The organism is Rhodococcus sp. HNM0563, from assembly GCF_012726195.1.
In the GTDB taxonomy this organism is placed as follows: domain Bacteria; phylum Actinomycetota; class Actinomycetes; order Mycobacteriales; family Mycobacteriaceae; genus Rhodococcus.
The window spans coordinates 44,059-66,924 of the sequence record NZ_JAASAF010000012.1 but is presented as its reverse complement, the minus strand read 5'-3'; the positions used below and the strand labels follow the sequence as shown (position 1 = coordinate 66,924).

The window sequence follows — 22,866 nt, the reverse complement described above, 5'->3', positions numbered from 1 at the left end:
GGATGGAGACTTGAAATCGAGAAATCAAGCCCTCAGGCTTGTCTCATCCTCTTGGGTGTTCGTGATGGCATCAAGCGCCGACCCCGCAGGCTGAGGAAGGCGTGCCTCGAGTACGAGGCCGCCGACACCGAGCACAATGCAGAGCGCGGTCACTGCCACCAATGCCGGGCTCGACTGCCCGGTGAGCACGTCGCCCAGCAGCACCACCGCAACGGTGCCGGGCAGGATCCCGATCACCGTGGCGACGGTGTACGGCGCCAGGCGCACGGACGACACCGCGCAGCAGCAGTTCACGACGAAGAACGGTGCTGCGGCGATCAACCGCAGCGACCCGACGGCGAGCCAACCGCGCCGGGCCAGACGCAGATCGACGGCCTTCGCTGCAGGATGGGTCAGATACGACGTCACGACACCCCGGCCCAGCGCCCGTACCAGCAGGAACGCGAGGACCGCACTCACCGTGGTGGCTGCCGTGGTGACCGTGATACCCACGGCGGGACCGAACAGGACCCCGGCACTGAGAGTGAACACCGTGCGCGGTACCGGAGCGATCGTCACGAGCGAATGAACAGCGAAGAAGATCAGGACCAACAGTGGCCCGTCGACAGATTCCGACCACTGACGGATCTGTGCGATCGACGGATGGGGGAGCAGAAGCGCCGCCGCGGCGAGTGTTGCGAGGAGGACGAGGATGCCGATGACCCTGCGGTCCCTGAAGATCCTCATCACAGGGCGCCACCTTACCTCCCGTCGTGCACGCACACCTGGCACGGAGAGATACAGACTGCAGGATCACACCGACCCGTCCACGTGATGAACGATCGCTAGAGAAATTGTGGTGATCCCCACGATTCACCACCGGAGTGTGCAGCTAGCATCACAACGACATCGGCTTAATGTTTTGCGAGGCGCCACGCCCCGTCGGCCTACCCCGGCCACCCGACAGCCTGCCACCCGCAGTAGGAGGAAATCGCACGTGTCATTAGCAGCAGAGGCCGAGGACGCCGCGCGCGCATACGCGCAGTGGCAGCAAGCGGTCGCGGGCGTACTCGCCAAGTCGCGCCGCGTCGATCCCGCAGAACTCGGCCCGGAGCCGCAGCGTCTGCTCGAGACCACCACGTACGACGACGTGACGGTTGCCCCGCTCTACAGCGGCCGCGACGAACGCCCCGAATCACCCCTGCCCGGGCAGTTCCCGTACATCCGCGGCGGCTCGTCCACCCGCGACGTCAACGCCGGCTGGCTCGTCAGCGCCCGCTTCGACGGAACCGACGCCAAGAACCTCAACGAGCAGATCCTCGACGCCCTCGAGAACGGCGTCAGCGCACTGTGGCTGCGAGTCGGCGAGGGTGCACTGCCCGTCGACGGACTGTCCACAGCACTCGACAAGGTGCTGTTCGACCTCGCGCCCATCAGTCTCGACGCAGGCCCCGAACTCGCTGCTGCCGCGGACTCCCTGTACACGCTGCTCGACGCACGCACCGACGTCGCCGACCGCGCCGCCGTGCGCATCGCGCTCGGCGGCGCGCCGCTGACCAGTGCCTTCTCCGGCCGCGACGACATCACCGTCGACGACGTCATCACGCTCGCCGCCGCGGCCGCAGAACGTATCGAGGTCGTCCGCGCCATCACCGTCGACGGCACCGCCTTCCACAACTCGGGCGCATCCGACGCGGAAGAACTCGGTGCGGCGATCGCTGCAGGCATCGAATACGTCCGCGCTCTCATCGCAGCCGGGCTGTCCGTGCAGCAGGCTCTCGGTCAGATCGAGTTCCGGTTCGCGGCCACCGACGACCAGTTCCAGACCATCGCCAAGTTCCGCGCAGCCCGTCAACTCTGGGCGCGCGTCGCGCAGGTTGCCGGAGCGATCGAAGCCGGAAACGCCCCGCAGCACGCGGTGACCTCCGCTGCCATGATGGCCCAGCGCGACCCGTGGGTGAACATGCTCCGCACCACCCTCGCTGCGTTCGGCGCCGGAGTCGGCGGCGCCGACGCAGTCACCGTCCTGCCGTTCGACGCCGCGCTTCCCGCCGGTGCTGTCGGGGTGTCCGAAGCGTTCTCCGCGCGCATCGCTCGCAACACCAACCTGCTCCTGCTCGAGGAGTCCAACCTCGGCCGTGTCCTCGATCCGGGCGCAGGATCCTGGTACATCGAGGACCTGACAGCGCAGGTCGCGGACAAGTCGTGGGAGTTCTTCCAGCAGATCGAGGCGGCCGGCGGCTACCGCGCGGCGCTCGACGCCGGACTGGTCTCCGAGCGCATCGCCGCGACCCGCGGTCGTCGCGAGGCCGACATCGCGCACCGCAAATTCTCCGTCACCGGCATCAACGAATTCCCGAACCTCGCCGAGGCCCCCCTGCCCGCTGGTGTCGCCGACTCGGGTGCATTCGCGGCGCGCTACGCCGCACCGTTCGAGGCGCTGCGTGACCGCTCCGACGTCTACCTCGCCGTGCACGGCACCCGGCCCACCGTGCTGCTCGCCCCCCTCGGCCCGGTCGCCGAACACAACGTGCGCACCACCTTCGCCAGCAACCTGCTCGCGGCCGGCGGCATCGACGCGGTCAACCCCGGGCCGGTGGATCCGAGCGACGACACGCTCGCCGCCGCGGTCCGCGACTCCGGCGCCAAGGTCGCCGTACTGTGCGGCACCGACGCCCGCTACGGCGACCACGCAGGTACCGCCACCGCGGCGCTGCGTGCCGCAGGGATCACCACTGTGCTGCTTGCGGGCCCGGAGAAGGCCGTGGGCGACGTGCAGGGCGACAACCGCCCGGACGGTTACCTGACCGCGCGCATCGACGCGGTCGCTGCACTGACCGATCTTCTGAACACCCTGGGAGCGTAAGTGAGCATCCAATCCGAGATCGGCAGCTTCGCCGATGTCCCACTGACAGATCCGGATTCCCCGGAACCTGCGGCTCCCACCGCGGAGCAGACCGCCGCGCTCGTCGATTCCGTAGCGTCCGCGAACAACTACACCGTCGATGACGTGGTGTGGAACACCCCCGAGGGCATCGACGTCAAGCCGGTCTACACCAAGGCCGACCGTGACGCTATCGCCGCTGAGGGCTACCCACTCGGCAGCTACCCGGGCATCGCGCCGTTCGTGCGCGGCCCGTATCCGACGATGTACGTCAACCAGCCGTGGACCATTCGCCAGTACGCGGGTTTCTCGACGGCAGCCGAATCCAACGCCTTCTACCGTCGTAACCTCGCGGCCGGCCAGAAGGGCCTCTCGGTGGCCTTCGACCTCGCGACCCACCGCGGCTACGACTCCGACCACCCGCGTGTGCAAGGCGACGTCGGTATGGCCGGTGTCGCCATCGACTCGATCCTCGACATGCGTCAACTGTTCGACGGCATCGACCTGTCGAAGGTGTCGGTGTCGATGACGATGAACGGCGCGGTGGTGCCGATCCTCGCGCTGTATGTGGTGGCTGCGGAAGAACAGGGCGTGACGCCCGAGCAGCTGGCCGGAACCATTCAGAACGACATTCTGAAAGAGTTCATGGTCCGCAACACCTACATCTACCCGCCGAAGCCCTCGATGCGGATCATCTCCGACATCTTCGCGTACACCAGCACGAAGATGCCGAAGTTCAACTCCATCTCGATCTCCGGCTACCACATCCAGGAAGCCGGAGCCACCGCCGACCTGGAGCTGGCCTACACGCTCGCCGACGGCGTCGAGTACATCCGCGCCGGCCTCGACGCAGGCATGGAGATCGACAAGTTCGCGCCCCGCCTGTCGTTCTTCTGGGCCATCGGCATGAACTTCTTCATGGAGGTTGCCAAGCTCCGCGCCGGGCGGCTCCTGTGGGCCGAACTCGTAGAGAAGTTCGATCCCAAGAACGCGAAGTCGCTCTCCCTGCGCACCCACTCGCAGACCTCCGGCTGGTCGCTGACGGCACAGGATGTGTTCAACAACGTGGGACGGACCTGCGTCGAGGCGATGGCTGCGACCCAGGGACACACCCAGTCGCTGCACACCAACGCACTCGACGAGGCGATCGCGCTGCCGACCGACTTCTCGGCTCGCATCGCGCGCAACACCCAGCTGTTGTTGCAGCAGGAGTCCGGCACCACCCGGCCCATCGACCCGTGGGGCGGCTCGCACTACGTCGAGTGGCTCACGCACGAACTCGCCAACCGGGCCCGCGCGCATATCGCAGAGGTCGAGGAGGCAGGCGGTATGGCGCAGGCCATCTCCGAAGGCATCCCGAAGCTGCGCATCGAGGAAGCCGCTGCCCGCACCCAGGCACGTATCGACTCCGGCCGACAGCCGCTGATCGGTGTCAACAAGTATGTGCCCGCCGAGCCCGACAGCATCGAGGTTCTCAAGGTCGAGAACTCGAAGGTGCGCGCCGAGCAGCTCGCCAAGCTCGAGCGGCTCCGTGGCGACCGCGACGAGGCCGCAACCCGGGCAGCTCTCGAGGAGCTGACCCGCGCCGCGGCGTCCACGGATGGTGGCATGGAGAACAACCTGCTGGCACTCGCGATCGACGCGGCCCGCGCCAAGGCCACCGTCGGAGAGATCTCCGACGCGCTCGAGAAGGTCTACGGTCGGCACCAGGCCGAGATCCGCACGATCAGCGGCGTCTACCGCGACGAAGCTGGGGAGGCGAGCAACATTTCCACCACCATCGAACTCGTCGAGAAGTTCGCAGAAGACGAAGGTCGTCGTCCTCGTATCCTCGTCGCGAAGATGGGTCAGGACGGCCACGACCGCGGACAGAAGGTGATCTCCACGGCCTTCGCCGACCTCGGCTTCGACGTCGACGTCGGACCGCTGTTCCAGACCCCCGAGGAGGTCGCCCGGCAGGCGGCCGACAACGACGTGCACGTCATCGGCGTGTCGTCGTTGGCTGCGGGACACCTCACCTTGGTGCCCGCGCTCAAGCAGGCGCTCGCAGAGGTCGGTCGTGAGGACATCATGATCGTGGTCGGCGGTGTCATCCCCCCCGGCGACTTCGACGAGTTGTACGAGGCGGGGGCCGCAGCGATCTTCCCGCCCGGCACCGTCATCGCCGATGCCGCAGCAGGCCTGCTCGCCAAGCTCGCTGCCCAGCTCGGACATTCGCTCGGGAGCTGACGCGACGATGAGTGATACCTCGATCGGGACCACTGCGACCGGGACCACTGCGACGCGCAAGCGTCCGGTCGACCTCGACGCCCTCGCGACGTCCGTGCTGGCAAATGAGCGGGCCGGACTCGCGAAGGCGATCACCCTGATCGAATCGACTCGCGACGACCATCGGGAGCAGGCGCAGCAGTTGCTGCTGCGCCTGCTCCCGCAGGCGGGCGGGGCGATCCGGGTCGGTATCACCGGCGTTCCCGGGGTCGGGAAGTCGACGTTCATCGACTCGCTCGGTATGTACCTGCTCGGTCAGGGACATCGGGTCGCGGTGCTCGCCGTCGACCCGTCGTCGACCCGGACCGGCGGCTCGATCCTGGGCGACAAGACTCGGATGGCGCGGTTGTCCGGGGAACCGGACGCCTTCATCCGTCCGTCCCCGACCGCAGGCACTCTCGGCGGTGTTGCGAAGGCGACGCGCGAAACGATGGTGCTGCTCGAGGCAGCCGGGTTCGACGTGATCCTCGTCGAAACGGTCGGTGTCGGACAGTCGGAGGTCACCGTCGCGAACATGGTGGACTGCTTCTGCTTCCTGACTCTGGCGCGCACCGGCGACCAGCTGCAGGGCATCAAGAAGGGCGTGCTCGAGCTCGCCGACCTCGTCGCGGTGAACAAGGCGGATGGCAACCACGAGCGCGACGCGCGAGTCGCCGCACGTGAACTGTCCGGGGCGATGCGGATGGTACATCCGCATGACGCCGTGTGGAAACCGCCCGTGATCACCATGAGTGGTCTCGAAGGTGTTGGTCTGGACACCTTCTGGGATACCGTCCTCGAACACCGGAAGGTACTCACCGAAGCGGGTCGGTTCGAGGAGAATCGCAGCCGTCAACAGGTCGACTGGACGTGGACGATGGTGCACGACCAGTTGCTCCGGCGGCTCGAGAGCAATCCCCGCGTCAAGGCGATTCGCGGTGGGATCGAGGCCGGAGTGCGTGACGGCTCGATCACCGCGGCCATCGGTGCGCAGCGGATCCTCGATGCTTTCGACGGTGTCGACGACGGGGGCATCGAGAACGAGGGCATCGAGAACGAGGGTCCCACTCGGTGACCCAGGGCATCGCTGCGCGGAGCGCGGCCGCCGTCTTCGGTGTGCTCGCCGCGGCGCACCTGATCGCTCAGCTCATCGACCCCGACGCGATGTTCGTCGACGCCACCCAATGGCTGCTCATGCCCGTGCTGGCGGCAGTACTCGTACTGGGCACCGCCGCGCCCCGGTCCCGGCTCGTCGAACTGACATTGCTGGCGTTGACTTTCTCCTGGCTCGGTGACACCGCACCCGACCTGTTCGACGGTGACACCGCATTTCTCGTGCTCGTCGGATTCTTTCTGTGTGCGCAGGTGACGTACATAGCGGCGTTCGCACCGTACCGGTCGGCGAGTGTGCTGCACACCAGGCGCTGGGTGCTCGCGGTCTTCGCAGTCGCCGTCGTCGCGTTGGTTGCCGTGTGCGCCCCGGGCGCGGGCGTACTGGTGGCACCGGTCGTGCTCTACGCGCTGCTGCTGGCCACGATGGCGGTCCTCGCTTCCGGCGTGGGACGTACGGTCGCGATCGGCGCTGTGGCTTTCGTAGTGTCCGATTCGCTGATCGCGTTGCGCGCGTTCGTCGACGACTTCCCCCTGCCGTTGTCGGGTTTCTGGGTGATGCTCACCTATATCGCGGCGCAGGTGCTCATCACGTGCGGCGTGATGTCCAGAACCCGGGATGAGAACCCGGATAGGAGTGCGGTCGGTCAGTTCGACTGAGCGGACACGAGAACGGGCGCGGTCACCTCATCGGTGATCGCGCCCGCGCTCGTTCGAGACCGGTTCTTCAGCGGCCCGGTTTTGTTCAGGTACCCGGTCGTGTTCAGAGGCCGAGGAGTTCCGTGGCGGCGGCGACGGCCGCAGGCCCGTCCAAGCTGGGGAAGTCGGCCCACTGCCCGCCTGTGATCGAGACCCGCACGTCCGGGAATTCGACGGTGGTAACCGTGATTCCGGCTACGCCGGTTCCCATATTCATTGTGTAGGCGACGCCGCCATTCGATTCGACGGTGCTGTCGGAGAGCACTTCGAGTCCTGCGGTACCGAGCACCGAGGGGTCCGACACGGCGCCGTTCCCGGTCTCGATCATGACCTCGACCGTGCGGATGTCGTCGAAGCTCGTGGCGGCCTCGGGCGTCGTCCAGGTGCAGTACACGCCGTAGTCGCTCGAACCGTTGTCCGGGTCGGCGTCCAGTCCGGTGATGTACTGATCCACGGCGGGGGACACGTCGTCGCAGCTGGAAAATTTCGTGAGGAGGTCGGCGTCGAGCGTCTCGATGCCGACGTCTTCCGCAGAGAAGGAGGTATCGGTCGTCTCAGAGGCGTTGCCGCTCTCGGAGGTAGACGTGTCGTCGGACGAGCAGGCGCCGAGGGCGAGCGCGCAAGCGAGGGCGGCGGGAAGGGCGGCGAGGCGGAGTCGATTCACGCGGCGAATGCTATCGGGTGCGCTGCGCCGAGCTGATCTTGGTGTGGGTGATTTGTCCGGTCAGTGTGCGTGCTAGATTTTTTGGCCCTGCGGGTCTTCCTGCAACGCTGCCGGCGTCGGGGCCTCGAGCTTCTCGAGACCGCCCGACGACTCGGCGGCGGTGAGCTTCGAACGCTTCCACGACACCACCAGTAGGGTGATCCACCCGGCGATGAGCAGGATGTAGAGCAGCGTGGCGACGGTGCTGGACACCTCGAATGTGTCGAACAGCTTGTACAGATTGGTCACGACGATGACGCCGCCGACCGCGGTGCCCAACAGGGTCGCCGGAACACGGGAAACCAGCCATGCCGCAACCGGCGCCGCCAGCGCACCGCCGATCGCCAACCCCGCGACGATGAGCAGGTTGTCGAGCGATTCGCGCCCCAGACCGATCAGGAAGCCGACACTTGCAGCGACCGCGACAAGGAACTCCGAGGCGCTGACCGAGCCGATCACGGTGCGCGGTGCGGTCTTTCCACGGGAAAGCAGTGTGCTGGTGGTGATCGGACCCCAACCACCGCCTCCGCTCGCGTCGATGAAACCGCCGAAGAATCCGAGGGGCGAGAGGAACTTCGCGCTGTGCGGCGAGGTACGGGCATCGGCTACGGCCGGCGGGCGCACCGAGAAACGCAACGCCACGTAAACGCCGATGATCAGCAGGATCGTCGCGGTGACCGGCACGGCCGCTTCCGTGGACAGTCCCGAAAGGACAGTGGCACCGAGGAACGCACCGATCGCACCGGGTACGCCGAGTCGCAGCACGACTTTCCAGTCGATGTTGCGGAAGCGCCAATGTGCAACACCGGACACCAGGGTGGTACCGACCTCGGCCAGGTGAACTGCGGCACTCGCGTGCGCCGCACCGACACCGCTGAAGATCAGCAACGTGGTGGCGGTGACACCGAACGCCATGCCGAGGGCGCCGTCGACCAACTGGGCGCCGACACCGACCAACGTGAAAACGAGGAGATTGAGCATGCATCGCTCCGTGCGACTGGAAGGAACCTAGACGAACACGACGAGCGGTGCGACACCGCTCAGAAGGACATCCAGGAACAACACTCGCAGTCGAAGCACGCGCCACGACGGGTAGGCCAGAACGCCATGAGCGCAAGCCGAGCGGCCGGAGCCGTCTCGATGCTCATCGCGTACATGGTGCCCATCCTTCATCGGCTACTTCGGTCGCCGGACAGGCGACCGATCGAGCATAACCTCCCCGCTACCCCGAAGCCACGCCGGTACGAAGATTCAGGGTAGGCGGCGTGTCGAGATCTCGAAGCCCGCCGCTCGTAGCCGCTCGGTCAGCACATCGCCGAACGCCACCGCCGGGGTGAGCACACCACCGCCGGCATGCAGCGCCGAACCTCCCACTGCCAACGACAACGCGGATTCACCCAGCATCACCGCGGTCGCCTTGTAGCCGGGATCGCCGTCGGCAGCTATCCGCGCCGTGTAGCGGGCGCCGGTTTCGGTGGTGGTGAACAGATCGACGGTGAAGTACCCGCGTTCGCGGGTTCGTTCCGACGGGCCCTCCCCGGGCGCGGGCAACACCTTGTCGAGGAGGAATCGGGTCGGGCGGAACGACAGGCCCGCCACGAGTGCACCCAGCCCCGCTGCGACGGCTCCGGCGATCACCGGGGACGCAATCGACGAGCCGACGTTCATCACTTCCCGATACCGGAACCGTGGTCCGTACGTGCCGTCGGTGAGCGCGCTGCTGCGCCGCACCACCCGGGTGTTGACCGACGCCATCGCGAACGGCGCTTTCCATCCGGCCAGCTCCGGAGCGATCGATTTGCCGTCGACCAGCGCGACATCGCTCTGCCTGCCGTGATCGGGTTCCAGGGTCCGGTCGGGCGACAACGAGTAGGGACTCGCCGCGATCTTTCGTGCGGTGCGATCCCCGCGCACCACGTCGATCTGGTTGCGCAGCGAGTCGATCGTGCCGCCGCTGACGCCGCCTCGCATCGAGGTCAGGACGAACGTGGTGTCGGTCAGTGCGCCGGCGCCGTCCGCGTCTGCGGCACGACGCAGAGCGTGGACACCGAGATCGGACGGAACCGAATCGAATCCGCACGCGTGCACGATACGGGCGCCCGTGCGGCGCGCGACATCGTCGAACCGGTCGATGCTTTCACGCTGGAACAGCACCTCCCCGGTGAGGTCCACATAATCGGTGCCCGCTTCGGCGCACGCCTGGACCAGCGGGATGCCGTACCTGGCGTACGGGCCGACCGTCGTGATCACCACGCGGGTCTCGGCGGCCATCGAGGCGAGGGAGCCGGGGTCTTCCGCATCCGCGATGATCAAGGGCCAGTCGGCGGCAGCCGACGGAAGCATCGAGCGGACGGCACCGAGTTTGTCGCGGGACCGACCGGCGAGGCCGACTGTCAAACCGGACGGCAGGTGGCGGGCGAGGTACTCGGCGGTGAGCCGGCCGACGAAGCCGGTGGCGCCGTAGACGACGACGTCGAGATGGCGTGAGACAGTCATGCCGCCACCCTACTGTCGGGTAAGTCCCGGTGCGGCCTTTCCCGCCCGCGTACGACCGTGGCGTAGCCATAGCACCGCCCAGGACACCACGATGCACACAACGACACCGGCACGGACCGAACCCAATGCCGATTCCGGATAGATCACGCCGGTCAGGTAGTGCTCGATGAATCCACCTGGGGGCAATCCCGACTCACCGGCCTTGCCCCTGGCCCAGTTCTCTGCCGACGTCAACGGACAGTCGAACCCGATGATCACCGACCCGGCGCCCCACATCACCGCGAGCGCATGGGTGACGATCGTGCGCGGCCACCGCCACGTGAGGAACCCGCCGAACGCGACGTAGAGCACGAACAGCAGATGGACGAACGCAGTGGCGTCGGCGAGGAGCCGGTATGCCATGCAACCAGCGTAAGGCGATCACTCGTCTTTCACGACGAGTACCGGAACCGCCGCTTCGATGATCATGCGCTGTAGCCCGCGCTCGAGGAGGAACTTGCCGGTCGCGGTCCGGCCGCGGCTACCGACCACAGCCCTCTCGGCGCCGCTACGCGCGAGCAACTCGACGACCGTTCCGACCGAATCACCGTTGTGCACCTCGGTGATCAGTTCCCAGGTGCCCTCGCCGAGGACCTCCCGGACGTCGGCGGCCACCGCGTCACTGTCGGTGGGATCGTCGAGGGGCGCCAGCACCAGCAGTGTCTGCCCGCGGTCGGAGGCTTCCCGGGCACCGGCGCGCAGGGCGGCGCGTCCCTCGGGGGTATCGGCATGGACGACGGCGACAGACATGATGCTCCTATGCGCGGTGGGACAGATGGACCACTGTGTACCAGTATCGCGGCCGATACCGGCGAATTCGGAATCCGTTCTGTGTGGAAGTGATCTCCGCCGGCGGTGTCGTGTCGGCCGGATCTCACCGGACCGCCCTCACCAGGGCGCAGGCGCGTAGTCCTTGAGGAAACACCCGTACAGATCGACGCCGGCCTCACCCTGGACGACCGGGTCGTACACCCGCGCTGCCCCGTCGACCAGATCGAGCGGTGCGTGGAAGCCTTCCTCCGCCAACCTGATCTTCGTATGGTGGGGTCGTTCGTCGGTGATCCACCCCGTGTCGACGGCGGTCATGAGGATGCCGTCGCTCAGCATTTCCTCGGCGCTCGTCCGGGTGAGCATGTTGAGGGCGGCTTTCGCCATGTTGGTGTGGGGGTGTCCCGCGCCCTTGTATCTGCGGCCCGCGAACTGTCCTTCCATCGCCGACACATTGACGACGTACTTGCGGCGTGCCGGTGACGACGCCATCGAGGGGCGCAGCCGATCGACGAGAATGAACGGCGCCACCGAGTTGCACAGTTGCACTTCGAGCAGCTCGAGTGGCTCGACCTCGCCCACGGTCTGCACCCAACTGTTGGTGTGCACAAGATCGGGAAGTAGACCGCCCGCGTCGATCGCGACGCCCGCGGCGATCCGCTCGGGTGTCGCCGATCCGGCGACCATCGCCAGCGACGACACCGCCTCCGGTGACAACGCACTGCCCGACAGGCTCCCGGCGAGCGCGGCGGGATGAGCGTCCGACGGTTTACCGAACGTGAGGACCTCAGGACGAGGCCCCGCGGGAAGTGCCGCGGACTCGGCCTCGGCGAGGGCCGAATAAGCGCCGGGGGAGCGACGCACCGTCTGTGCCGCATTGTTGATGAGAATGTCCAGCGGGCCCTGCGCTGCGACCTCGTCGGCGAGTGCGACGACCTGCGCCGGGTCGCGCAGATCGATTCCGACCACCCGCAGGCGGTGGAGCCAGTCGGCGCTGTCCTCCATTGCGCTGAACCGGCGGATCGCGTCGTTCGGGAAGCGGGTGGTGATCGTCGTGTGCGCGCCGTCGCGCAGCAGTCGCAGCGCGATGTACATCCCGATCTTGGCGCGACCACCGGTGAGCAGCGCGCGCCTGCCGGTCAGATCGGTGCGGGCGTCACGCTTGGCGTGATTCGCGGCTGCACATTCCGGGCACAGCTGGTGGTAGAACGCGTCCACCTGTGTGTACTTGTTCTTGCAGACATAGCAGCCGCGCGGCCGCAGCAGCGTTCCCGCGCTCGCGCCCCGTACCGACGATGTCAGCGGAACACCGGCGGTCTCGTCGTCGATGCGGGTAGGGGACCCCGTCGCGGTGGATTCGAGCACCTCGCGATCGGCCGCGGCCTTACGGTCGCGTCGCTCGTTGCGGCGGAGCCGCTTGAACTTCTTGAACATGTGCCCGACGGCGCGCTGAACCGTGACCGCATCCGGGTGATCGGCCGCGAAGCCGCCCGCCATATCGAGAACACGGAGGCAGGTGTCGAGGTCGGCGGGATCGATCCGCTCGGGTCCGAGTGCGTCGGTGAGTGTCGTTGCAATGTCGTTGTGGGGGTCCATGTGCCCTTTTCCGGTGTGTGGTGAAGCCCGATAATGGTATCGGGTGGGCGCGGAAGGTCCGCCGCTCGTGTCCGGAGGATCACCTCGGAGGGATGATGAGTTCGACCGCACCAGCGCGGAACGCGGGTACCAAGGCGAGGTTCAGCGACATGTCGCCGAGGCGGCGAGCTGGCGTGCTCGCGCTCGCGAGTATCCAGCTCGCACTCGCCGTGAGCGCCTGGGTGGATCTCGCGACGCGGCCTGCCGAGAAGGTCGAGGGCAGCAAACTGAAGTGGGCCCTGATCATCGCCGTGAACTTCGTCGGGCCGATCAGTTACTTCCGTGCAGGACGCCGTTCCTGAGAAACCTCGCCTCCGACGACGATGGCCCCGAACCTGAATCAGGTTCGGGGCCATCATGTTCGGAGTGTCCGAGGGGGGACTTGAACCCCCACGTCCGTTAATAGGACACTAGCACCTCAAGCTAGCGCGTCTGCCATTCCGCCACTCGGACCCATGCCATGCAGGCATGCGATGCACTCCCGCTCTCGCGGGCGCTGTCGAAAACAGTAGCGCATGAGTGTGCCGTTCCCCAATTCGCCTGCCCAGGCCCATCTCGGGTCGTATCGATCCCGCCCGTCGGTGAGGCGGCCACCCATCCCAGCAACGACGAAGGCCCCGAACCTGATCGGTTCGGGGCCTTCGTCGTCTGTCTCGACTCAGAGTGTCCGAGGGGGGACTTGAACCCCCACGTCCGTTAATAGGACACTAGCACCTCAAGCTAGCGCGTCTGCCATTCCGCCACTCGGACTGATGCCTGCACCCGCTCCGGCGGGTGCTGTGAAAGATTAACGCACCACGCTCCAGCTCCCAAATCGCTACCCCTACCTGCAGTGATCGACAGCGTCTTCGATGGTAGACATGCAGGCATGGTCACCACGTCGAGCGCGCATCCACCGTCCCGTGCCGAAGCCGAGGTCGTCGACCTCGTCTCCCGGCTCATCCGCTTCGATACGTCCAACACCGGCGACCTCGCCACCACCCGCGGCGAGAAGGAATGCGCCGAATGGGTCGCGTCCCAGCTGCAGGAGGTCGGATACGAGACCACCTACGTCGAATCCGGTGCACCCGGTCGCGGCAACCTGTTCGCCAGGCTCCCCGGCGCCGACCGCGACCGCGGGGCGTTGATGCTGCACGGCCACCTCGACGTGGTTCCCGCCGAACCGGCCGACTGGAGCGTGCACCCGTTCTCCGGAGCCGTCGAAGACGGCTACGTCTGGGGGCGTGGAGCGGTCGACATGAAAGACATGGTCGGCATGATGATCGCCGTCGCCCGACGCTTCAAAGCCGAGGGCATCGTCCCACCGCGCGACCTCGTCTTCGCGTTCCTCGCAGACGAGGAAGCCGGTGGCACCTACGGATCCCAGTGGCTGGTCCAGCATCGACCCGACCTCTTCGAGGGGATCACCGAAGCCGTCGGTGAGGTCGGCGGTTTCTCGCTGACCGTTCCCCGTCCCGACGGGACGCAACGCCGTCTCTATATGGTCGAGACCGCCGAGAAGGGCCTCGGATGGATGCGTCTGACCGCGAAGGGACGCGCCGGACACGGATCGTTCCTGCACGAGGAGAACGCCGTCACGATTCTCGCGCAGGCCGTCGCGCGGCTGGGCACCCACACGTTCCCGCTCGTGGTCCCCGATTCGGTCGCCGAATTCCTCGCTGCGGCGGCGGAGGAAACCGGCCTGGACTTCGATCCCACCTCGCCCGACCTCGAAGGCACTCTGGCCAAACTCGGGTCGATCGCCCGGATCGTCGGTGCCACGTTGCGCGACACCGCCAATCCCACGATGCTCGATGCCGGGTACAAGGCGAACGTCATCCCGCAGACCGCCGAAGCCGTCGTCGACTGCCGCATCCTGCCCGGTCGCCGCGCCGAGTTCGAGCGCACCGTCGACGAACTGATCGGTCCCGACGTCACCCGAGAATGGATCACCAGTCTCGACTCCTACGAGACCACGTTCGACGGCGACCTCGTCGATGCGATGAACGCCGCTATCGAGGCACACGACCCGTTGGGACGCACGGTGCCGTACATGCTGTCGGGCGGCACCGACGCCAAGGCATTCGCCAAACTGGGGATCCGGTGCTTCGGCTTCGCGCCGCTGCAACTGCCCCCGGAACTCGACTTCGCTGCCCTGTTCCACGGTGTCGACGAGCGTGTACCCGTCGACGCACTGCGCTTCGGCACGCGGGTCATGGAACACTTCCTCATGCATTCCTGATCACCGAAACCGATCACCGAACACAACCCGAAAGGACCGGTATGGCCTTCGACTACGACCCGTACAAGTTCCTGCCCGAGCTGCCCACCTTCCAGGTGACCAGCGAGGACTTCGCCGAAGGCGGACAGTGGAAGCTTCCGCAGGCCAGCGGCGCGTTCGGAATCCCCGGCGGCGGCGACGTCTCGCCACAGCTGTCGTGGTCGGGATTCCCCGCCGAGACGAAGAGCTTCGTCGTGACCGTGTTCGACCCCGACGCGCCTACCGCGTCCGGGTTCTGGCACTGGGCTGTGGCAAACATCCCGGCCGACGTCACCGAGCTGCCCTCCGGTGCAGGTAGTGCGGATTCTGCTGCTCTGCCGACCGGGGCCGTGCAGTTGCGCCACGACGGCGGCGCATTCGGATTCATCGGAGCCGGCCCGCCGGCCGGTCACGGCCACCATCGGTACATCGTCGCCGTGCACGCCCTCGATGTCGACACACTCGAAGGAGTCGGCCCGGAGGCCAGCCCGGCGTTCCTCGGCTTCAACGTATTCGGGCACGCCATCGCGCGCGGCCTGCTGACCGGTACCTACGAGGTGAAGTAGCAAGATCGCTCTGACCGAAGGTGACATTCGTGCACTTCACGTGCCCGAACGTCACCTTCGGCCGGTCTGGCGGCCGGTGGGGCGGAGCGGCGGTCTCAGCGACCAGCGCCGACCGCATCCGCGATCGAGGTGTAGCCGGAGGCCCGCAGCTTGCGAGCAAGTCCCTTGTTGAGTCGGCGCGTCCAGAACGCGCCGCCGTAGATGAACCCGGTGTAGCCCTGCACCAGCGACGCGCCGGCCAGGATGCGTTCCCAGGCCTGCTCCGGTGTCTCGATTCCCCCGACCGACACCAGGGTCAGACGATCTCCCACACGCTGGTACAACCGTCGCAGCACCTCGAGCGATCGTGCTGCCACGGGAGCGCCCGACAGGCCACCGGCTCCGATCTCCTCGATTCGGGCGGTGTCCGTATGCAATCCGTCGCGGCGGATGGTGGTGTTGGTGGCGACGATCCCGGCGAGCTTCAACTCGACGGCGAGATCGGCCACCGCGTCGATGTCCTCGTCGGACAGGTCCGGGGCGATCTTCACGAGCACGGGCACTGTCACAGTGTCGAGAACCGCCTGCAGCAGCGGCCGCAGGGACTCGACGGCCTGCAGATCCCGCAGACCCGGGGTGTTCGGGGACGACACGTTGACCACTATGAAGTCGGCGAGGGGGCCGAGCAGTTGCGCGCTTGCGGTGTAGTCCTCGGCGGCCTGCTCGGCGGGCACGATCTTCGTCTTGCCGATGTTCGCGCCGATCGGCACCGTCCGTCGGCGCTGCCGCAGATGATTCGCGGCTTCACCGGCACCGTGGTTGTTGAACCCCATCCGGTTGACCAGCGCGCGGTCCTCCGGCAGCCGGAACAGGCGCGGTGCCGGATTACCGGGTTGTGCCTGCGCCGTGACCGTCCCGATTTCTGCGAAGCCGAATCCGAGCGGGCCCCACGCGTCGACGCCCTTGGCATCCTTGTCGAACCCTGCTGCCATACCCACGGGATTCGGGAACCGCACACCGAACACGGTGTTGTCCAACACCGGATCGTCGACGGAGAGGATCTTCGACGCGAGCGCGCGGGTCGGCCCGAAGCCGGTGATCAGACGCAGCACGAAGAACACCACATGGTGGATTCGTTCCGGCGGCACCAGGAACATCACGCGAAGAAGCAAGCGGTACACGAACAACTCCCTGCACAGGGGCGCGGAGGCCCGGAGACGATCAGCGGACGGTGGGTTCGGGGACGTGATGGCCGGTCTTGCGTCGCCGCAGCAACACCCGGCGGCTGCCGTCGGGATACAACCGCAGCCGGGTCAGCTCCCAGCCGTGGAATTCGGCCGAGATCGCGAGCCGCAGCGACGCACTGATCCGCGAGACTTCCTTCGGAAGCTTCAGCGGCACGTAGTCGTACTCGTCGTTGCTGGTGTCCCACCCCACAGGGAGGCGGGTGAACCGGCTCGCATTCTCGCTTGCCATCACTACCCTTCGACCGGGATCCTCTGCAGTCCGTCGCCGGTCGCCGATGCCACCACCAGTGCTGCATCTGCCGGATCGACGGCGAGCGAGTTGGGTTGCTGCACCGTCGAGAAGCGGTGGCGTTCCCTCGGGATACCGGTCGACAGATCGTAGCCCACGACCTCGTTGCTACCGGTCAGGGTGACCCACACCAGGTCGCGCTTCTCGTCGTAGGCCAGCGCGTACGGCGCCGGTCCTGCCGGATACCGCTGCCGCAGGACCAGCGAATCGAGGGTATAGACCAACAGTTCGTCGCCGTCGGTGTCGGTGACCATGACGCGGCCGAACGGGTCGCTGGTCATCTCGGTCGCGCCCTCGCCTGCGCGCAATGCGACGCGCAGATCCGAATCCTCGAGGTCGAGTTCGGTGATGGACGTCTGGTGACGGTCCAGCGCGGCAACCGTGCCACCGGCGACCGTGAGTGCGTCGACGGAGACGAGCCCGCCGATCGTCGAGTCCACCTCACCGGTCTCGGGGTCGACGACGAGCACAGTGCCATCCGCGGTTCCGACCGCCCAGCGACCGTCGGGAAGGACGGCAGCCGAGCGCGCTTCCCCGTCGACCGGCACTTCGGTGACCGTTCCGGTGCCGGCGTCGATCTGTGAGACCGCGCCTGCGGCGGGAGCCAGCACGCTGCTCTCGGGGCCCTGGGAGACCGTCGCCGCGGCCGCGGGCAGCGTGACCTCACGGGGGGCTGCGCCCGCGTCGTCGATCAGCAGTATCTTCCGACCGTCGTCGACAAGAGCGGCGACGACGCTGGTGCCGGGGGCGATGACCATCGCCTCGACCGACTCCGCGAGGGGAGTGACGGTCCCGGCGGGGGTGCTGCTCACTTCCGGTGCCGCTGCGGCGGTGGCCGGTTCACGGGTCGGTACCGATTCGGCTGCCTCGTCGGACGAGGAACATCCGGCGACGAGAGTCACCGCGAGCCCGATCACCACCGCGGCGCTGCGCATCACCGGTCCACCCATCGTCGTCGCTCCTCGCTGTCGTGCTGTGACTGTGGCAGTGCCCTGGACGGCAGCGCCGCCATCCAGTGTTCCCGATCGCCATCCCATGAGTGCAGGCGCCTCCTGCCGGTCACCCCAGGTGTGACGCGGCGCTCACAGCGTGGGTGCAGACCGGTCCCGATGCGGCAACACGAGCGGAGTCCCGGTCTCCGGGTGAGCGCTGACCCGCACCGGATAGTCGTAGACGCGGCTGAGCAGTTCCTCGGTGAGCACCGCGCCGGGGCTGCCGTCAGCAACGAGAAGGCCCTTCTCCAGCACACAGATGCGGTCGGCGTACGCCGCGGCGAGGCCGAGGTCGTGCAGCACCACCACTACCGCGTGGCCGTGATCGGCGCGGGACCGCACCACCTGCATGATCGTTTCCTGATGCCCGATGTCGAGTGCCGCGGTCGGCTCGTCCAGCAGTAGCGTCTGGGTGTCCTGGGCGAGCACCCGCGCCAACGCGACCCGGGCCCGTTCACCACCGGACAAAGCGGGAAACGGGCGATCGGCGAGATGCGCCACGTCGCAGGTCGCGAACGCGGCATCGACGAGTTCGGCGTCGGCATCCCGGCGGTCCGTACGAGCCCACGCGGCTCGGCCCATCTGCACCACCTGCCGTGCCGTGAACGGAAAACCGACGGTGTGTTGCTGCGGCAGCACGGCGCGTCGCCACGCCAACGCGAGGGGAGTCCACCCGTCGAGATCCCGTCCGTCGACCTCGACGTGCCCGCCGCTGAGCGGATGGTCGCCGGTCAGCGCGGCGAGCAGCGTCGACTTACCCGCGCCATTGGGGCCGACCAGCGCGACCACCTCGCCGACGCGGACCTCGAAGTCGATGCCGTGCAGGATCGCACGCTCACCACGCTGCACCCGGACCCCGCTGCCGCGCAGCGTCACGGAACCGGGCGCGGATCGCTCGGGTAGATCGCGGCGGCCACGCAACCGGCCGAGTATCGAGGCGCCAGGAGAGGAGAACGCGATCCGGCTCACGCCCACCCACCCTGCTTGGCCCGGGTGCGGCGCAGCATCAGGAAGAACACCGGCCCGCCGATCAGTGCGGTGAGCATGCCGAGCGGAAGGTCGGCATTGGGTACCAGAGTGCGGGCACCGAGATCGGCTGCCAAGAGCACCACCGCGCCGCCCAGGACGCTGGCGAACATGAGGACCCGGTGGGCGGGGCCGAGTGCCAGGCGCATCAGATGAGGTACGACGAGGCCGACGAACATGATGATGCCGGTGAATGCCACCGCCGCACTGACCAACACCGCGACCGCGACGATCGCCACCTGCCGGACCCGCTCGACGTCCACCCCGAGATGGCGAGCCACGCTCTCACCGAGCGCGAGCACATCGAGTTTGGGCGCGAGCACGATCGCCACCGCGACCCCGGCCGCGGTGAGCGGAGCGACCACCGACACGATGTCCCACGTGGCGCCCCCGAGACTGCCCAACTGCCAGAACACGATCTGATCGCGGGCCGCGGGATTCGCGACGAAGGTGAAGAACGCAATCAGGCCGCCGGCCATGGCGTTGACGGCGACACCGGTGAGGATCACGGTGACGACTTCGGTTCGTCCTCCCGATCTCGACATCGCGTACACCAGGTACGTGGTGACCAGACCGGACAGCAACGCGGCCCACGCCAATGACCACCCCGACGAGAAGGCGCCGCCGAGCACGATCACGGCGGAGGCCCCCACGGCGGCACCCGACGACACCCCGATCACGCCGGGTTCAGCGAGGGGGTTCGCGAAGATGCCCTGTAGCAGCGCGCCGGAGCAGCCCAGTGCGGCGCCGACGAGTATGGCCAGCACCACCCGCGGAAACCGCACCTCCCACAGCGTGACGTCACCGGCCGGATGTGCGGGCATCGGCCCGAGATCGAGACCGAGTCGGTGCAGCACGCTGCCCACCACCTCGGCCGGGCTGGTGGGCACCTGACCGAGACACGCCGACACGATCGCGAGCGCTACCAGCGCGACGACGAGTCCGGCGAACACCGCGGTGGTGCGGGTGGGTCCGGCCTTGCGGAGCGCTTCGGCGGGCAGTCCGGTGGTTTCGCCGACCTCACTCACTGCAAGTACCCGTCCGCCTGCAGCGCGATCACGCCGCGTCCGTGGGATAGAACGCCTCGACGAGCGCTGCGAGCACCTCACCGGTCTCGGGGCCGAAGCTGAGCAGCACCGCGTCATCCATGTCGACAATGCTGCCGTTCTTCCCGGCCGGGGTTTGCGCGACCCCGGGAAGCTCGGCCAGGCCTTGCGGCCCACCGACGGATTCGAGGCTGTGCGTCATGATCAGGATCGTGTCGGGTGCCGACGCAATCATGGCCTCGCTCGTGATCGGCATGAACTGCGATTCGAGACCGGCCACGGTTCCTGCGTCGCGTCCGCCGAGTGCTTCGATCAATGCATCGGCACCGGAACCTGGACCACCGAGCATCTTGATCGCCGAGCCACGCAGATACAGGAACGCAACGGTGAATTCGGGGTGCTCCGCCGGAACAGCGGACTGCGCCGCGGCGATCTCCTCGTTGGTGCGGTGCACCAATGCCTCGCCCGCCTCGGGGACGCCGAGTGCTGCGGCGACCGACTCGATACCGTCCGCCACGGTGTCGAGGCTGCGTTCCGGATCGACGAACACCACCGGCACACCCGTGTCGCGCAACTGCTGCTGCACTGCCAGCGGACCGATCGAGGTGTCGGTGAGCACCACCGTCGGGTTCAACGCCAGAATCGCTTCGGTGTTGAGGCCGTGCCCGCCGGGTGTGACGTTCGGCAGATGCTCACCGGCGGGAAAGATCGCGGTGGAGCGGCCGACGACATTGGCGCCGAGACCGAGGGAGAACACGGTCTGGGCGAGGGTCCCGGAGCGGTCCGCGACCACGATCCGCGACACGTCCGTGACGGTGACATCGACACCGTCGAAGCTGCGGACCGTCGTGGGGAGCGTCGGAGACGGCTCGGTGGTGATCGGTCGGGGATCGGGGTCGGCGACCGTCGCGGTGCGGGCGCCGGCCACAGATGTCCCACTTCCACCGGATTCGGTGCTGCAACTGCCGAGCGCGAGCGTGACGATCGCCACGAGCAGCGCCGACAGGACCTTCGCGGTCGAACGGAACATAGCGTTCAGACCCGCGCGCGGTATCGGTCGAGATCGGCGGCCAGGTCGGCGAACAACGCTCCGTTGAGCCCGAAGGCGAGGTTGGCCTCGTCGATCACTTTCTGCTGCTGGGCCTCGTCGAGGGGAGCGGTATCGAGCTTGGCGCGATAGGAGTCCTTGAACGGCTTCGGCTTCGGGATGTCGTCGAAGATGTAGAAGCGCAGCCCGTCGCGATCGTAGCCGTAGGCGCGTTCGAGCATGCGGCGGATGATCTGCCCACCGGACAGGTCGCCCATGTAGCGCAGGTAGTGGTGCGCCAGGAACGCTTCCGGGGAGGACGCAGCGACCTGATCGAGCCGTTGGACGTATGCGACGGTGGCGGGCAGTGGCGTGAGTCCGTCACGCCACTGCGCACCGAGCAGAAATCCCAGGTCCGCCTCGAGCGCCGGAGTGCGAAGGAGTTCGGCGGTGAGGAACGGCCCGACGATCGGGTCGTCGGTGTAGGTGTGGGCGATCCGTTCGAGTGCGTCGTACACGAACCAGGTTTGGGCGATCAGCGCGGCATGTGCCGAGGCGTCGAGCTTCCCGTCGAGCAGTTCGGTGACGAAGACCGAGTTCTCGGTGTCCGAATGCGCCTGCTGTGTCGCGATCCGGATCCGCTCGGAAAACCCTGCGACCTCGGTCGTGGTCATCGACCCACCTCCCTGTGCTGCCCGTCATCAACCTCTTGGCAGGACAGCCTAACCTTTGCGAGGTGGACCGGCGAGGGCCGGTTCCAGCTCACGCACTGACGTCGTCGAGTGCAGCCGAAATCGCCGGCGGCAACGCCAGCTCCTCCGCGACCAGCACTCCCGTCAACTGTGCCAGATCACGCGCGCCGACCAGGGCCGAGGCGACGTGCGGGCGATCACGCACCCACGCCAGCGCCACGGCCAACGGAGAGGTCCCGAGCCCGTCCGCGGCGGTAGCGACCGCGTCGACCACCCGGACCGCGGACTTCGTCAGGTACCGCTGCACCTCGTCGGTGTGCACGTCGTCGGCGCCCCGCGAGTCGGCGGGCGTCCCCGAGCGATACTTGCCCGTGAGCACCCCACCGGCGAGCGGGACCGCCGCGAACACACCGACGCCATGATGCGCAGCTGCGGGAATCAGTTCCTCCTCGACGCCCCGAGCGAGCAGCGAGTACTCGACCTGTGTACTCACCAGCGGGGCGGGCCGTCCGGTACACGCCGCCGCGGTCGCGAGCTGCCACCCGAGGAAGCCACGCACCCCGACGTACCGGACACGGCCACTGGACACCGCGAACTCGAGAGCCGAAGCGACCTCGTCGATAGGTGTGTGCGGGTCCCAGGTCGCGACCTGCCAGATATCGAGATGATCGGTGCCCAGCTCGCGGAGCGTGTGGTCGAGCTGCGTGAGCAGCCCACCGCGGGAACAGTCGACCCGGCCGGCGCCCAGCTTGGTGGTGTCGATCCCGGAACTGCCCGAGAGCACCAGTTCATCGCGGGGCACCACATCGTCGAGCAGTTCGGCGAGGATGCGCTGCGCGACCCCGTCGCCGTACGCGGGAGACGTATCGACGAGAGTGCCGCCCGCGTCGACGAACGCCGACAACTGGGCCGCCGCTTCGTCGCCGTCGGTACCGCGCCCCCACGTCAACGTTCCGAGCCCGAGCCGCGACACGCGCAGCCCACTCGAGCCCACTGTTCTGTGTTCCATCCGCCTGTGATCCTCCCGACCGGAGGGAACGTGCCGATCGATGCACCGCCGTTCCCTGACTGGCACCTTAATGTCGGATGCACGACGAGTGATGGTCCGCCGCGCCGCGTACTGTTTCGCGGGTGAACCGGAATCTGCGCTCTTCGAATGCGGGCACCTCGACCCTTCGTCCTTCCTCATTCCGCGGCGGCGCC

22 protein-coding genes and 2 tRNA genes are annotated in these 22,866 nt (G+C 67.4%); 7 read left to right on the top strand and 17 right to left on the bottom strand.

Annotated elements, in window-relative coordinates; all coding sequences use genetic code 11:
* Window positions 1-24: 24 nt before the first annotated feature.
* Complete coding sequence (locus tag HCA61_RS23100; RefSeq protein ID WP_169690528.1) at window positions 25-726, bottom strand: TVP38/TMEM64 family protein; 702 nt, start codon at window positions 724-726, stop codon at window positions 25-27.
* A 250-nt stretch (window positions 727-976) separates the two neighbouring features.
* Here HCA61_RS23100 and mutA point away from each other — a divergent pair, with 250 nt between their 5' ends.
* From mutA to HCA61_RS23080, 4 genes are read left to right on the top strand one after another with little or no spacing between them, the layout of a single operon-like run.
* Entirely contained in the window at window positions 977-2,845 is a 1,869-nt protein-coding gene (gene mutA, locus HCA61_RS23095) for a methylmalonyl-CoA mutase small subunit (RefSeq protein WP_169690527.1), read from the top strand.
* A complete protein-coding gene (gene scpA / locus HCA61_RS23090) occupies window positions 2,846-5,092 on the top strand; it encodes a methylmalonyl-CoA mutase (protein WP_169690526.1) in 2,247 nt (748 codons plus the stop codon).
* 7 nt (window positions 5,093-5,099) lie between these two features.
* On the top strand, window positions 5,100-6,185 hold the full coding sequence (gene meaB / locus HCA61_RS23085; protein WP_169690525.1) for a methylmalonyl Co-A mutase-associated GTPase MeaB: 1,086 nt from the start codon (window positions 5,100-5,102) through the stop codon (window positions 6,183-6,185).
* The gene (locus tag HCA61_RS23080; RefSeq protein ID WP_346777633.1) at window positions 6,182-6,880 is read left to right on the top strand and encodes a lysoplasmalogenase; all 699 of its coding nucleotides are present in this window, start codon (window positions 6,182-6,184) and stop codon (window positions 6,878-6,880) included. The genes meaB and HCA61_RS23080 overlap by 4 nt, the downstream gene beginning before the upstream one ends.
* Before the next feature lie 103 nt (window positions 6,881-6,983).
* Here the strand turns inward: HCA61_RS23080 and HCA61_RS23075 are convergent, their stop codons facing one another.
* From HCA61_RS23075 to HCA61_RS23050, 6 genes are all read right to left on the bottom strand, one after another.
* Window positions 6,984-7,583, bottom strand: a complete 600-nt coding sequence (locus tag HCA61_RS23075; protein ID WP_206040468.1) for a hypothetical protein — start codon at window positions 7,581-7,583, stop codon at window positions 6,984-6,986.
* 72 nt (window positions 7,584-7,655) lie between these two features.
* Complete coding sequence (locus HCA61_RS23070) at window positions 7,656-8,603, bottom strand: sulfite exporter TauE/SafE family protein (protein WP_169690524.1); 948 nt, start codon at window positions 8,601-8,603, stop codon at window positions 7,656-7,658.
* A gap of 270 nt (window positions 8,604-8,873) precedes the next feature.
* Window positions 8,874-10,118 (bottom strand): saccharopine dehydrogenase NADP-binding domain-containing protein, encoded by a 1,245-nt coding sequence (locus HCA61_RS23065; protein ID WP_169690523.1) that lies wholly within the window; start codon window positions 10,116-10,118, stop codon window positions 8,874-8,876.
* 9 nt (window positions 10,119-10,127) lie between these two features.
* Window positions 10,128-10,520 carry a DUF2784 domain-containing protein gene (locus tag HCA61_RS23060; protein ID WP_169690522.1) on the bottom strand — a complete coding sequence of 131 codons (393 nt, stop codon included), beginning with the start codon at window positions 10,518-10,520 and terminating at the stop codon, window positions 10,128-10,130.
* A gap of 18 nt (window positions 10,521-10,538) precedes the next feature.
* Window positions 10,539-10,907: a universal stress protein gene (locus tag HCA61_RS23055; RefSeq protein ID WP_169690521.1), complete on the bottom strand. Its 369-nt coding sequence runs from the start codon at window positions 10,905-10,907 to the stop codon at window positions 10,539-10,541.
* Window positions 10,908-11,045: 138 nt separating this feature from the next.
* Window positions 11,046-12,521: an SDR family NAD(P)-dependent oxidoreductase gene (locus HCA61_RS23050; RefSeq protein ID WP_169690520.1), complete on the bottom strand. Its 1,476-nt coding sequence runs from the start codon at window positions 12,519-12,521 to the stop codon at window positions 11,046-11,048.
* A gap of 95 nt (window positions 12,522-12,616) precedes the next feature.
* Here HCA61_RS23050 and HCA61_RS23045 point away from each other — a divergent pair, with 95 nt between their 5' ends.
* Window positions 12,617-12,862: a PLDc N-terminal domain-containing protein gene (locus HCA61_RS23045; protein WP_169690621.1), complete on the top strand. Its 246-nt coding sequence runs from the start codon at window positions 12,617-12,619 to the stop codon at window positions 12,860-12,862.
* A gap of 65 nt (window positions 12,863-12,927) precedes the next feature.
* Here the strand turns inward: HCA61_RS23045 and HCA61_RS23040 are convergent.
* Together HCA61_RS23040 and HCA61_RS23035 are read right to left on the bottom strand one after the other, a co-directional pair.
* A tRNA-Leu gene (locus HCA61_RS23040) sits at window positions 12,928-13,013 on the bottom strand.
* A gap of 211 nt (window positions 13,014-13,224) precedes the next feature.
* Window positions 13,225-13,310: transfer RNA gene (locus HCA61_RS23035), tRNA-Leu, on the bottom strand.
* Window positions 13,311-13,428: 118 nt separating this feature from the next.
* Between HCA61_RS23035 and HCA61_RS23030 the strand changes: the two genes are divergently transcribed.
* Both HCA61_RS23030 and HCA61_RS23025 read left to right on the top strand, forming a co-directional pair.
* On the top strand, window positions 13,429-14,781 hold the full coding sequence (locus tag HCA61_RS23030; protein ID WP_169690519.1) for a M20/M25/M40 family metallo-hydrolase: 1,353 nt from the start codon (window positions 13,429-13,431) through the stop codon (window positions 14,779-14,781).
* Window positions 14,782-14,822: 41 nt separating this feature from the next.
* On the top strand, window positions 14,823-15,365 hold the full coding sequence (locus HCA61_RS23025; protein ID WP_169690518.1) for a YbhB/YbcL family Raf kinase inhibitor-like protein: 543 nt from the start codon (window positions 14,823-14,825) through the stop codon (window positions 15,363-15,365).
* A gap of 95 nt (window positions 15,366-15,460) precedes the next feature.
* Here the strand turns inward: HCA61_RS23025 and HCA61_RS23020 are convergent, their stop codons facing one another.
* From HCA61_RS23020 to HCA61_RS22985, 8 genes are all read right to left on the bottom strand, one after another.
* On the bottom strand, window positions 15,461-16,525 hold the full coding sequence (locus HCA61_RS23020; RefSeq protein ID WP_169690517.1) for a quinone-dependent dihydroorotate dehydrogenase: 1,065 nt from the start codon (window positions 16,523-16,525) through the stop codon (window positions 15,461-15,463).
* A 40-nt stretch (window positions 16,526-16,565) separates the two neighbouring features.
* A complete protein-coding gene (locus tag HCA61_RS23015; RefSeq protein ID WP_169690516.1) occupies window positions 16,566-16,820 on the bottom strand; it encodes a DUF5703 family protein in 255 nt (84 codons plus the stop codon).
* Window positions 16,821-16,822: 2 nt separating this feature from the next.
* Window positions 16,823-17,830 (bottom strand): hypothetical protein, encoded by a 1,008-nt coding sequence (locus tag HCA61_RS23010; protein WP_169690515.1) that lies wholly within the window; start codon window positions 17,828-17,830, stop codon window positions 16,823-16,825.
* 132 nt (window positions 17,831-17,962) lie between these two features.
* A complete protein-coding gene (locus HCA61_RS23005; protein ID WP_247274677.1) occupies window positions 17,963-18,805 on the bottom strand; it encodes a heme ABC transporter ATP-binding protein in 843 nt (280 codons plus the stop codon).
* A 32-nt stretch (window positions 18,806-18,837) separates the two neighbouring features.
* The gene (locus HCA61_RS23000) at window positions 18,838-19,899 is read right to left on the bottom strand and encodes an iron ABC transporter permease (protein WP_240960051.1); all 1,062 of its coding nucleotides are present in this window, start codon (window positions 19,897-19,899) and stop codon (window positions 18,838-18,840) included.
* Window positions 19,900-19,954: 55 nt separating this feature from the next.
* The gene (locus HCA61_RS22995) at window positions 19,955-20,974 is read right to left on the bottom strand and encodes an ABC transporter substrate-binding protein (RefSeq protein WP_169690513.1); all 1,020 of its coding nucleotides are present in this window, start codon (window positions 20,972-20,974) and stop codon (window positions 19,955-19,957) included.
* Window positions 20,975-20,979: 5 nt separating this feature from the next.
* On the bottom strand, window positions 20,980-21,645 hold the full coding sequence (locus HCA61_RS22990; protein WP_169690512.1) for a biliverdin-producing heme oxygenase: 666 nt from the start codon (window positions 21,643-21,645) through the stop codon (window positions 20,980-20,982).
* Window positions 21,646-21,733: 88 nt separating this feature from the next.
* A complete protein-coding gene (locus HCA61_RS22985; protein WP_169690511.1) occupies window positions 21,734-22,672 on the bottom strand; it encodes an aldo/keto reductase in 939 nt (312 codons plus the stop codon).
* Window positions 22,673-22,866: the final 194 nt, after the last annotated feature.